At 70.3% G+C, this 11327-nt stretch carries 11 protein-coding genes; 6 read left to right on the top strand and 5 right to left on the bottom strand.

Going from position 1 to position 11327, the window contains the following annotated elements; all coding sequences use genetic code 11:
- Positions 1 to 65: 65 nt before the first annotated feature.
- A complete protein-coding gene (gene holA, locus AC4D2C_RS06130) occupies positions 66 to 1079 on the top strand; it encodes a DNA polymerase III subunit delta (protein WP_490913415.1) in 1014 nt (337 codons plus the stop codon).
- Between the two features lie 98 nt (positions 1080 to 1177).
- Here the strand turns inward: holA and rpsT are convergent, their stop codons facing one another.
- Both rpsT and AC4D2C_RS06120 read right to left on the bottom strand, forming a co-directional pair.
- Positions 1178 to 1438, bottom strand: coding sequence for a 30S ribosomal protein S20 (gene rpsT / locus AC4D2C_RS06125; RefSeq protein ID WP_307083029.1), 261 nt, complete (start codon positions 1436 to 1438; stop codon positions 1178 to 1180).
- A 167-nt stretch (positions 1439 to 1605) separates the two neighbouring features.
- A complete protein-coding gene (locus AC4D2C_RS06120; RefSeq protein WP_490913414.1) occupies positions 1606 to 2139 on the bottom strand; it encodes a type II toxin-antitoxin system PemK/MazF family toxin in 534 nt (177 codons plus the stop codon).
- Positions 2140 to 2441: 302 nt separating this feature from the next.
- Between AC4D2C_RS06120 and lepA the strand changes: the two genes are divergently transcribed.
- Positions 2442 to 4295: a translation elongation factor 4 gene (lepA, locus tag AC4D2C_RS06115; RefSeq protein WP_490913412.1), complete on the top strand. Its 1854-nt coding sequence runs from the start codon at positions 2442 to 2444 to the stop codon at positions 4293 to 4295.
- A gap of 30 nt (positions 4296 to 4325) precedes the next feature.
- Positions 4326 to 5555 (top strand): radical SAM family heme chaperone HemW, encoded by a 1230-nt coding sequence (gene hemW / locus AC4D2C_RS06110; RefSeq protein WP_490913410.1) that lies wholly within the window; start codon positions 4326 to 4328, stop codon positions 5553 to 5555.
- A 7-nt stretch (positions 5556 to 5562) separates the two neighbouring features.
- On the opposite strand, the gene AC4D2C_RS06105 is transcribed toward hemW, so the two are convergent.
- A complete protein-coding gene (locus AC4D2C_RS06105) occupies positions 5563 to 5979 on the bottom strand; it encodes a DUF4870 domain-containing protein (protein ID WP_490908126.1) in 417 nt (138 codons plus the stop codon).
- 79 nt (positions 5980 to 6058) lie between these two features.
- Complete coding sequence (locus AC4D2C_RS06100; protein WP_490913408.1) at positions 6059 to 6910, bottom strand: DUF3097 family protein; 852 nt, start codon at positions 6908 to 6910, stop codon at positions 6059 to 6061.
- A 177-nt stretch (positions 6911 to 7087) separates the two neighbouring features.
- On the opposite strand from AC4D2C_RS06100, the gene hrcA reads away from it, so the two are divergent.
- From hrcA to AC4D2C_RS06085, 3 genes are all read left to right on the top strand, one after another.
- Positions 7088 to 8101: a heat-inducible transcriptional repressor HrcA gene (gene hrcA, locus AC4D2C_RS06095; protein ID WP_334209997.1), complete on the top strand. Its 1014-nt coding sequence runs from the start codon at positions 7088 to 7090 to the stop codon at positions 8099 to 8101.
- An 87-nt stretch (positions 8102 to 8188) separates the two neighbouring features.
- Positions 8189 to 9319, top strand: a complete 1131-nt coding sequence (gene dnaJ, locus AC4D2C_RS06090; protein WP_490908128.1) for a molecular chaperone DnaJ — start codon at positions 8189 to 8191, stop codon at positions 9317 to 9319.
- 2 nt (positions 9320 to 9321) lie between these two features.
- On the top strand, positions 9322 to 10089 hold the full coding sequence (locus tag AC4D2C_RS06085) for a 16S rRNA (uracil(1498)-N(3))-methyltransferase (RefSeq protein ID WP_490913406.1): 768 nt from the start codon (positions 9322 to 9324) through the stop codon (positions 10087 to 10089).
- A gap of 8 nt (positions 10090 to 10097) precedes the next feature.
- On the opposite strand, the gene AC4D2C_RS06080 is transcribed toward AC4D2C_RS06085, so the two are convergent.
- A complete protein-coding gene (locus AC4D2C_RS06080) occupies positions 10098 to 11075 on the bottom strand; it encodes a GerMN domain-containing protein (RefSeq protein ID WP_490913404.1) in 978 nt (325 codons plus the stop codon).
- Positions 11076 to 11327: the final 252 nt, after the last annotated feature.

The raw sequence follows: 11327 nt of genomic DNA, 5'->3' as shown, positions 1-11327 counted from the left end.
CGGCTTTGAGGCGCCGCGGGGCCGTGACAGAGTAGGAGTGCACCTGACGGAAGGAAGCCCGCCCCGTGGCAACAAGATCCCCGGCCGGCCGCACCAGCGGTCCGAGTCCTGCACCCGCATCGTGGCGGGACGTGAAGCCGGCCGCCGTCGTCCTGCTGTCGGGACCCGAGGACTACCTCGCGGCGAGGACGGCCGAATTGATCCGCGGCCAGGTCCGCGCAGCGCAGCCCGACGCCGAACTCGTCCGTTTCGACGCCGGATCCTACGAGGGCGGCACCCTGCTCATGCACGCGAGCCCGTCCCTGTTCGGCGACTGGAAGATCATCGAGGTAGCGGGCCTGGCGCAGATGAACGACGCTTTCCTGGTCGACACGCTCGCCTACCTCACCGACCCGGCACCCGACGTCGTCCTCGTGCTGCGCCATTCCGGCGGGAACCGCGGGAAGAAGCTGCTGGACGCCGTGAAGGCGGCGAAAGCGACCATCGTCGACTGCCAGCCACTGAAGAAGGACGGCGAGAAGGCCGAGTTCGTCACCACCGAGTTCCGCCTCGCGCGACGGCGCATCGACGCCGACGCGGTGCGTGCACTCGTCGCCGCGGTCGGTTCGCAGCTTCCGGAGCTCGCGGCAGCATGTCAGCAGCTGATGGCCGACACCGCGGGCGACGTGTCCGTGGAGACGGTCGAGAAGTACTACGGGGGGCGTGTCGAGGCGACGGGCTTCAAGGTCGCCGACGCGGCCCTCGCCGGACGCACCGCGCAGGCACTGTCGATGCTGCGCCACGCCCTCGCGACGGGCGCCGACCCCGTGCCCATCGTCGCGGCCCTCGCCATGAAGGTCCGCGCGGTCGCGAAGGTCCACGGTGTCAGGGGATCGTCGGTACAGCTCGCCAAGGACCTGGGGATGGCGCCCTGGCAGGTGGACCAGGCACGCCGGGAAGCGCAGCGCTTCAGCTCGGACGCCCTGGCCCGGTGTATCCGAGCACTGGCGGAGGCCGACGCGCAGGTGAAGGGCGCGTCACGGGACCCGGTCTACGCCGTCGAGCGGGCAGTGACGGTCATCGCGCTGGGCGACGGCTGAGCAGCTGGTTCTGCCGGCTCGCCCATCAGGGCGGGCCGTTGAACGCCGAAGGGCCGGCTCCCTTGCGGGAGCCGGCCCTTCGATGAAGGATCCGCAGCTTAGAGAGCGTTGACCTTCTTGGAGATCGCGGACTTGCGGTTCGCTGCGTTGTTCTTGTGCAGCACGCCCTTGCTGACAGCCTTGTCGAGCTTGCGGCTGGCGGTCTGGAGTGCCGTTGCAGCTGCGTCCTTGTCAGCGCCTTCGACGGCCGTGTTCACGGCGCGGATGGCGGTCTTGAGCTCGGACTTGACCGAGTTGTTGCGCTGCCTCGCCTTCTCGTTGGTGAGGATGCGCTTCTTCTGGGACTTGATATTTGCCACGAATGAGATCTTTCTTTGTATTGCGGACTGGTCGTGAGGGTATTTCGGCCGATCAGAGACTGGACGGCGTGGGGATACCGTGTGGCGATCGGCCAAAGTGCCCGAAGACCTGCGCGGACACACAGCTATACAGGTTACCAGAAAGACCGCGGGAACCCGATCCGACGTCAGGCGAGGAGGCCGTCGGGGAGCGCCCCGACGACGCGCTCGAAGCGGTCCCGCGGGAGCACGGATCCTTCGCGCCGGATCGTTGCGGGGGAGACCCGCAGGAGCCGGTCGACCTTCACCTCGCTCGGACGGCCCTGCCGGTCCCAGGCGCCCGTGCCGATGTCGACGTACCGGCCGTCGTGCTCCCGGGTGTTGTTCCGGTCGCGGCTGGTCAGCATGAGGCCCAGCAGGTCGCGCCCGTCCCGCCCGATCAGGAGCACAGGGCGGTCCTTGCCCTGCCCGGGGTCGTCCTCGTAGGGCACCCACGTCCACACGATCTCTCCCGGATCGGGATTCCCGTCACTCGAGGGGGAGTAGGCCAGCGAGGCGGTCCGGCGTCTGCCCGCCGCCCGGGTGGCAGGGGCTGCCTGCCCCGCGGACCCGCCGCGCTTCCAGGGCGGAAGGCGACCCGGCGCCTGCGCGGGCGGTGCGCTCTCGATGCCGCGGACCACGCGGCGTGCCAGGGACAGGAACGAGCTCAGGGTGATGGCCATGGAAGGGATCCTAGGCGAGCACCGGCCGCCGCGCCCCAGCGGCCACTCGAGCGGCATCCGAGGTGCACGAACAGCACTCACTGCAGAGGTGAGTGGCTGCCCAGCCCAGCCGGACCGTGGCGGACGGCGACTTACCGTGGCGAAGTGCGACGGACCGTGACCTACCGGCGCGGTTGCCGTGGCCACCCGGCCACGTGGGACACTAAGGGGAGTGAAACGGCGCGGACCAGCCCGGCCGCCGTCGACGACGGCCCGGCTGCGGACTGCACGCCGGCCCTGTCCCGTAACAGTGAGGAACCTACGTGTCACCCATGGCCCGCACCGCGCCGGTGCCCGCCGCCACCGATCCGGCGATCATCAGGAATTTCTGCATCATCGCCCACATCGATCACGGGAAGTCCACGCTGGCGGACCGCATGCTCCAGCTCACCGGAGCCGTGGAGCAGCGGGACATGAAGGCGCAGTACCTCGACCGGATGGATATCGAGCGCGAGCGCGGCATCACCATCAAATCCCAGGCCGTGCGCCTGCCGTGGGAGGTCGACGGCACCGCCTACGCGCTGAACATGATCGACACGCCGGGGCACGTCGACTTCACCTACGAGGTCTCCCGCTCCCTCGCGGCCTGTGAAGGCGCGATCCTGCTCGTCGACGCGGCGCAGGGTATCGAGGCCCAGACACTCGCGAACCTGTACCTCGCGATGGAGAACAACCTCACGATCATCCCCGTGCTGAACAAGATCGACCTGCCGGCCGCCCAGCCCGAGAAGTATGCCGCGGAACTGGCGAGCCTGATCGGCGGCGAACCCGAGGACGTGCTGAGGGTGTCCGGCAAGACCGGCATGGGTGTCGAGGTGCTCATGGACAAGATCGTCCGCGACCTCCCCGCCCCCACCGGGAACCCTGACGCACCCGCTCGCGCCATGATCTTCGACTCGGTCTACGACACCTACCGCGGCGTCGTCACCTACGTGAGAGTCGTCGACGGCAAGCTGAGCCCCCGCGAGCGCATCCAGATGATGTCCACCCGTGCCAGTCATGAGCTGCTCGAGATCGGTGTCAGCTCTCCCGAGCCGACGCCGTCCAAGGGCCTGGGCGTGGGCGAGGTGGGCTACCTCATCACCGGCGTCAAGGACGTCCGCCAGTCGAAGGTCGGCGACACCGTCACCAATCTCGCCAAGCCGGCCGCGGAGTCGCTCGGCGGCTACCAGGACCCCAAGCCGATGGTCTTCTCCGGGCTCTACCCCCTCGACGGTACGGACTACCCCGTGCTGCGCGACGCCCTGGACAAGTTCACCCTGAACGACGCCGCCCTGGTGTACGAGCCGGAGACGTCCGCAGCGCTCGGGTTCGGTTTCCGTGTCGGCTTCCTGGGACTGCTGCACCTCGAGATCACGCGCGAGCGCCTCGAGCGGGAGTACAACCTCGACCTGATCTCCACGGCGCCCAACGTCGAGTACGAGGTGACCCTCGAGGACAAGCGTGCCCTCAGGGTCACCAACCCGAGCGAGTACCCGGTGGGCAAGATCGCCGAGGTGCGCGAACCGATGGTGTCCGCGACCATTCTCGCGCCGTCGGAGTTCATCGGCGCCATCATGGAGCTGTGCCAGCAGCGCCGCGGCGTGCTCGGCGGCATGGACTACCTGTCCGAGGACCGCGTCGAGATCCGCTACCGGCTGCCCCTCGCGGAGATCGTCTTCGACTTCTTCGACCTGCTGAAGTCGAAGACCCGCGGCTACGGCTCCCTCGACTGGAAGGCCGACGGCGACCAGGTGGCCGACCTGGTCAAGGTGGACATCCTCCTGCAGGGCGAGCAGGTGGACGCCTTCAGTGCCATCACCCACCGGGACAAGGCCTACGCGTACGGCGTGATGATGACGGGCAAGCTGCGCGAGCTCATCCCGCGCCAGCAGTTCGAGGTGCCCATCCAGGCCGCCATCGGGGCGCGGATCATCGCGCGCGAGAGCATCAGGGCCATCCGCAAGGACGTCCTGGCAAAGTGCTACGGCGGAGACATCACCCGCAAGCGCAAGCTCCTCGAGAAGCAGAAGGAGGGCAAGAAGCGCATGAAGATGGTGGGCCGCGTCGAGGTCCCCCAGGAAGCCTTCATCGCAGCCCTGTCCTCCGACGAGTCGAAGGACAAAACGAAGAAGTGACGCGGATCGGTTACCAGGGGACCCGCCAGCATGCCTAGCGCCCTGCCGCTCGGCCTGCCGGCGCCCGACGACGGCCTCCTGCCGCCCGCAGCGGCGGACGGAGCGCTCGAGCGTGCCTTCTGCCTGTACGTGCACATCCCCTTCTGCGCCGTCCGCTGCGGCTACTGCGACTTCAACACGTACACGGCCACCGAGCTCGGCGGCGGAGCGTCGCAGGACGCCTACGCGGGATCGGTGCTCGAGGAGATCGCACTCGGGGCCCGAGTTCTCGAGTCCTCCGGGGTACCGGCCCGCCCCCTCTCCACCGTCTTCTTCGGCGGCGGGACCCCGACACTGCTCCCCGCCGATGACCTCGCCTCGATCCTCCGTGCGGCGCGTGCCACGTGGGGGCTGGCGCCGCACGCCGAGGTCACCACCGAGGCCAATCCCGACTCCGTCACCCCCGAATCGCTGCGGATCCTGCGCGACGCCGGGTTCACCCGGGTGTCCTTCGGCATGCAGTCGGCCGTCCCGCACGTCCTCGCGGTGCTCGACCGCACGCACTCACCCGAGCGCGTGCCGCAGGCAGTGCAGTGGGCGCGCGAGGCCGGCCTCAGCGTCAGCCTCGATCTGATCTACGGCACGCCGGGGGAGTCGCTCGAGGACTGGCGCACGTCGCTCGCCACCGCGCTGTCCTACGGTCCCGACCACATCTCCGCCTACGCCCTCATCATCGAGGACGGAACACGGCTCGCCTCGCGGATCCGGCGCGGCCAGATGCCGCCCATCGACGACGACGACCACGCCGACAAGTACGCCCTCGCCGAGGAGATGCTCACCGCCGCCGGCCTGCACTGGTACGAGGTGAGCAACTGGGCGCGGACCCCCGCGGACGAGTGCCGGCACAATCTGGCCTACTGGCGCGGCAGCGACTGGTGGGGGGCCGGTCCGGGCGCGCACTCCCATGTCGGCGGCACCCGCTGGTGGAACGTCAAGCACCCGCGGCCCTACGCGGAGGCGCTCGGTGTCGGCCGCTCACCTGCTGCGGGGCGCGAGGTGCTGTCCGCGGAGGACCGCTACGTCGAGGACGTCATGCTGCGCGTGCGGCTGCGCGAGGGGCTGCCCACGGAGTCGCTGGCGACGGCGGGGCGCAGGGCCGTCGCGGGGCTGATCGCCGACGGACTCGTGGACCCGGCCGCCGCGTTCGCGGGCCGCGTGGTCCTGACCCTCGACGGCAGGCTGCTCGCGGACGCCGTCGTGCGGAGACTGCTGCCGGACTGACGTCCGCTCAGCGGATCAGGCGCAGGTTCAGGGCGTACCGGTACGGCCGCCCCCGGTTGACGTGGATGCCCGCATTGACCGAGAAGATCGTGATGACGACCCAGATGAGCGCGTTGACGACGGCGAAGACGCCCCCGATGTCCGGGACGAGCGACAGGAGCCACGCCACGAGGGCCAGGGCTGTCGGCGGAAGCGTGAAGTTCAGCGCCTCCTTGGACTCCTGCGCGGTGAACGGGCCACGGTCCTTGAAGATGAGGTAGATCAGCAGGGAGGGGATAAAGCCCAGGATCCCTCCGAAGTGTGCCAGCGTGGCGTACTGTCGGTCCTCGGACGCCGTCAGGGGGAGTGCGGTGGCCGGGATCCCCTCGAAGGCGGGGCGGGACTCGTTCCGGCCGTGGTGCTGGTGGTCGGCGGTGTTGGACAACTTCGATTCCTTTGGTAACTGGTGGAAACTCTCCCCCGGAGTGTGCTCCAAGGATACGGGGTGGCCCGGGCCGTCCGGCTCACGTGGTCCCGGGCGGTGCGGTCAGGAAGTCGATGACTTCCTCGACCCGGCCCAGCAGCGACGGCTCCAGGTCGGCGTACGTGCTGACGCCCGCGAGGATCCGCTGCCAACCGTGCGCGACGGCGGCCTGGTCGTGGTGCGGCCAGCCGAGACCGGCGAGGATGCCCGTCTTCCAGTCCTGGTGGCGCGGCACCACTGGCCAGGCGTCGAGTCCGAGAGCCGCCGGCCTCACGGCCTGCCAGACGTCCACGTAGGGGTGGCCCACGATCAGGACGTGGTTGCGGGCGCCGGCCACGGTCATGGCCTGCTGCGCGATGCGCCACTCCTTGGTCTGCGGCAGCAGGTGGTCGACGAGGATCCCGAGCCGGCGCTCCGGCCCCGGCCCGAACGCCCGCACGGCCCCCTCGAGGTCGTCGACGCCGTGCAGCGGCTCCACGACGATGCCCTCGAGCCGGAGGTCGTCGCCCCAGACCTTCTCGACCAGCTCGGCGTCGTGCTTGCCTTCCACCCAGATCCGGCTGGCGCGCGCCGTCCGCGCGCGGGCCCCGTCGACCCGGACGGAACCGGAGGCGGTGCGGGTGGAGGCCGGCGCGGCGCGCGTCACGGGCGCGACGACATGCACGGGCGCGCCGTCGAGGAGGAATCCGTGGCCGAGCCGGAAGGTGCGCTTTTTCCCACGCCGGTCCTCGAGCACCATGACGTGCAACCCGCCGGACTTCTCGACGCGCACCACCGCACCGACGAAACCGCTCTGCACGTCCTCCAGGACCATGTCCTTCTCGACCGGGACGTCGGGCAGGGCGACCCGCCTGGGAGCCGCGATGTCCTGTGCTCCCCAGCCGTAGTCCATGCCGAGCCTGCCCTTCCGGTAAGGGCGCCGGCGGTGTGCCGCAGCCCGGGTCCCAATGCTAACAATCGCTGCGGACGTACTAGACTTGGCACTTGGGCGTGTCGAGTGCTAACCGCTCGGAACCACGCGCCCGCCGCGCTCGTGAGGGAAGGGAGAAGACCCGGAGGTGACACAGGAATGAGTGAACCACGACGCCTGGAGGTGCTCCGGGCCATCGTCGAGGACTACGTCCACTCCCGGGAGCCCGTCGGCTCCAAGGCCCTCGTCGACCGCCACGGGCTGGGCGTCTCGTCCGCCACGATCCGCAACGACATGGCCGTCCTCGAGGAGGAGGGCCTCATCGCGGCCCCCCACACCAGCTCGGGCCGCATCCCCACGGACAAGGGCTACCGCCTGTTCGTCGACCGTATCTCCGAGGTGAAGCCGCTCTCGGCCCCCGAGAAGAAGGCCATCCAGACGCTCCTCGAGGGCGCGGAAGACCTCGACGACGTCATGGACCGCACCGTGCGGCTGCTCGCGCAGCTCACCAACCAGGTCGCCGTCGTGCAGTTCCCCCGCGTCGGGGGAGCGTCCGTGAGGCACATCGAGTTCGTGCTCCTCGCGCCGCAGCAGATCCTCGTGGTCCTCATCGCGAGCAACGGCACCGTGCAGCAGCGCATCGTGCGGACGCCCGCCGCGATCCAGGAGGCCGAGCTCGCGGACCTCAGGCAGCGCATCCTCTCCGCGGTGTCCGGCATGAAGCTCGCCGCGCTGCCCGCCGAGCTCGGGGTCGCCCTGTCGCAGTTGCCCCCCGCGCTGAGGGCGCACGGGGGTACGATCATCAGGGCACTCGAACAGCTCGCAGGGCTCGGCCGCGACGACCGGATCCTGCTGGCGGGGACGGCGAACCTCGCCCGCTCCACCGGCGACTTCCCCCTGAGTATCGGCCCCGTCCTCGAGGCGCTCGAGGAGCAGGTGGTGATGCTGAGGCTCCTGTCCGAGATGGAGTACGACGCCCGCGGCATCTCGGTGAGGATCGGGAGCGAGAACCCGTACGGCGGCCTGTCGGGGGCCTCCGTCGTCGCGACGGGCTACGGACCGGACGCCGGTGCGAAGCTCGGGGTCCTCGGACCCACCCGCATGGACTACCCGACGACGATGGCCGCCGTGCGCGCCGTCGCCCGCTACCTCTCGAGGATCCTCGAGGAGTAGGCGAGTGCCCTCCGGGGCACCCAGACAATTTCCGCCGGAAACGGCGAGCAGCAGACAGTAGTCTCCAACAGGAAGTGATGTGCACGAGTGAGTAATCACTATGAGGTCCTCGGTGTGGCGCAGGGTGCGACCGGCGAGGAGATCAAGAAGGCGTACCGCAAGCTGGCGCGCAAGCTCCACCCGGACGTGAACACCGGGGAGGACGCCGCGGAGGACTTCAAGCGCGTCACGCACGCCTACGAGGTGCTCTCGGACCCCCAGAAGCGCCGGGTCTACGACACCACGGGCAACGAGAACGGCACGGACAACGGCTACGGCGCCGGCTACTCGGGCTCCGGGTTCGCGTTCCAGGACATCTTCGAGACCTTCTTCGGCGGGGGCGGCCAGCAGGCCGGCGCCCCGACCAGGACCCGCCGGGGGCAGGACGCCCTGATCAACGTGCGGATCGACCTGAAGGACGCCGTGTTCGGCGCCAACAAGAAGATCGAGGTGGACACCGCGGAGGTGTGCCCCACGTGCGACGGCAGCTGCTGCCAGCCCGGCACGTCCGTGCGCACCTGCGACATCTGCGGCGGTTCCGGCCAGGTCCAGCGCGCCGTGCGGTCCATCCTCGGCCAGGTCATGACGAGCGCGCCCTGCGGCACCTGCCAGGGCTACGGCACCGTGATCCCGAGCCCCTGCCACGAATGCAGCGGTGAGGGCCGCATCCGGGCGCGCCGCACCCTGACCATCAAGGTCCCGGCCGGCGTCGGCACGGGCACGCGCATCCAGCTCGCAGGACAGGGCGAGGCCGGCATCGCCGGCGGGCCGCAGGGCGACCTCTACGTGGAGATCCGCGTCAACACCGATTCGACCTTCCTCCGCGATGGCGACGATCTGCACGTGACCCTCAGCGTCCCCATGACGGCGGCCGCGCTCGGCACCAGCGTGCACCTCGACACCTACGACGGCGACCAGGAGCTCGTGATCAAGCCCGGGACGCAGGCCGGGGAGATCGTGACACTGCGGGGGCTCGGCGTCACGCACCTCCGCGGTCAGGGCAGGGGGGATCTCCGCGTGCACCTCAACGTCGAGACCCCGCGCAACATCGACCACCAGCAGGAGGAGCTCCTGCGCCGGCTCGCGGAACTGCGCGGCGAGGAGTACACGGACGGGCAGCTCGCCAGCAGCGGCTCCGGCGTGTTCGCTCGCCTCCGGGAGCGCCTCGGGAACCGCTGAGCATGACGAGACCCCTCTTCTTCGGGCCGGCCGACCAGGTCCGGTCGGCCGGGCCCGGCGCAGCCTTCGTCCTCGGCGGTGACGAGGGGCGCCACGCCGCGACCGTGCGCCGGCTCATCGCGGGGGAGCGCATCGATGTCTCCGACGGCGCCGGCTACCGGATCGGTGGCGTGATCGCCGCGGTCGGGACGGGTACGGTCGAGCTCCGTGTCGAGACGGCGGGACAGGATCCGGAGCCGCGGCATCGCCTCGTGCTCGTGCAGGCCCTGGCCAAGGCCGGCCGCGACGAGCAGGCCGTCGAGGCGGCCACCGAACTCGGCGTCGACGGCGTCGTGCCCTGGCACGCGGAGCGCAGCATCGTCCGGTGGCGAGGCGACAAGGCCGAGAAGGGCCGGCAGAAGTGGGTATCGCTCGTCGGCGCGGCCGCCAAGCAGTCCCGCCGCTCGTTCGTCCCCGATGTGCACGGCGTGCTGGACACCTCCGGGCTCGCCGCCTGGGCGGCGTCGGTGGACCGGCTGGTCGTGCTCCACGAGGACGCGGGGGCCTCCCTGGCGGACCGGGTGTCGGCGCTGCGCCTCTCCGGTGGACTGGACGAGCCGTCCTCCACGGCCGTCGTCGTGGGGCCCGAGGGCGGCATCAGCGACGCCGAGCTCGGCAAGCTCCAGGACGCCGGAGCGCTCACGGCTCGCCTGGGACCCCATGTCCTGCGGTCGTCGTCGGCCGGGCCGGCTGCCCTCGTCCTGCTGAACCACCTGCTCGGCCGCTGGTAGTCACCGCCCTACCTGACCACGACGCTCTTGGAGTCGTGCGCCTCCCCGTCACCCTCGGGCACGGACACCGTGATCTGGTACCGACCCGCCGGCAGCGTCACGGAGAAGGAGTAGGCACCGTCCTCCGGGGTGATGTCCACCGACCCGTCGAGGAAAAGCCCCGTGCGGCCGCCCGCGGAGCCGTCCAGGCTGCGGTCGATGCGCCACGCGACGGATTCCTCGGAGGAGTGGCCCGTGCCGTGGATGATCAGGCCGGAGGTGTCGGCTTCCACGTCCTGCTGGGGATCGATGATCCAGACCGGCGCGAGAAGCTCGGTGTCCCGCGTCCACTCGCCCACCAGGTCGATGGCATCGAAGGCGCGGATGTCCGCGGCCCCGTCGACGAGGACGACGACGGAACTCGCCTCGCCGCCCGGGATCAGGCCCGCGTTGGCAGCGGCCGCGGTCGCGGTGAAGACGAGCTGCTGCAGCGCCAGGCGGGCCGCGTCCTCGTCGAGCCGTGGCGCGAACGCGTCGGCGGAGATGTCGAGCGTGATGACGTTCTTCGTGGAGATCGCCGAGCGCACGCTCGAGGCCTGCTGCCACGGGGACCGGTAGTCGGGGTCGAGGGGCGTGCCCCCGGTCATGAGCTGCACCGCGTCGGCGATGGGATCGCCGGTGGACCCCTCGGGAGCCGGGAGGAATTCGCGGAACAGCCGGTCGTCGCCCTCGACGTCCCCGAGCCAGTACACGGGCAGGAGCGCCTGCGCCGACCCGGCAGGGCCGGCCGCCGCGCCCTGCGTCCGGATCGGGGGACCGGAGGGGCCGGTACCTCCCGCGGAGGACGTCGGGACGGGCTCGGCGATGGCCGTGCTGGGCCCCGCGCCCTGGAGCAGACCGGCGTTCGGGACGATGAACACCGTGCTCGCGACGAGCACCCCGCCGGAGACGAAAAGGATACCGGGCAGCCCGAGGCGGCTCCTCTTCAGGGGATCCTGCTCACTCATGCCGGCCCCCTTCCGTCGGGCGCGCCGCTGCGCGGGTGGATATGGAATGTTCGCGGCCCACCGACATCGTGAGTCGGTGCTGGCGCGGACCGGGTGTCGGTCTGCGCTGCCGGACCGGTTTCAGCTTGGCACAGGGCAGGGGGACGTACCCGCACGAAGACCTCCTCGCGGCGCGACTGAAACCCGATCGATACGAAGCCGTTGCCGATTCGCGATGAAAACCGAGCGTCACTCGGTCGAGGTGCCGGATGC

The organism is Arthrobacter sp. TJ-240 (assembly GCF_058269195.1).
Note: the sequence above shows the minus strand (reverse complement) of the source record. Positions and strands in the feature narration are given on the sequence as shown.

Excerpts from the sequence above, each read along its gene's own strand:
- AC4D2C_RS06120 (WP_490913414.1), bottom strand. The coding sequence starts at position 2,139 with ATGGCCATCACCCTGAGCTCGTTCCTGTCCCTGGCACGCCGCGTGGTC.
- hemW (WP_490913410.1), top strand. The coding sequence starts at position 4,326 with ATGCCTAGCGCCCTGCCGCTCGGCCTGCCGGCGCCCGACGACGGCCTC.
- AC4D2C_RS06100 (WP_490913408.1), bottom strand. The coding sequence starts at position 6,910 with ATGGACTACGGCTGGGGAGCACAGGACATCGCGGCTCCCAGGCGGGTC.
- hrcA (WP_334209997.1), top strand. The coding sequence starts at position 7,088 with ATGAGTGAACCACGACGCCTGGAGGTGCTCCGGGCCATCGTCGAGGAC.
- AC4D2C_RS06085 (WP_490913406.1), top strand. The coding sequence starts at position 9,322 with ATGACGAGACCCCTCTTCTTCGGGCCGGCCGACCAGGTCCGGTCGGCC.
- AC4D2C_RS06080 (WP_490913404.1), bottom strand. The coding sequence starts at position 11,075 with ATGAGTGAGCAGGATCCCCTGAAGAGGAGCCGCCTCGGGCTGCCCGGT.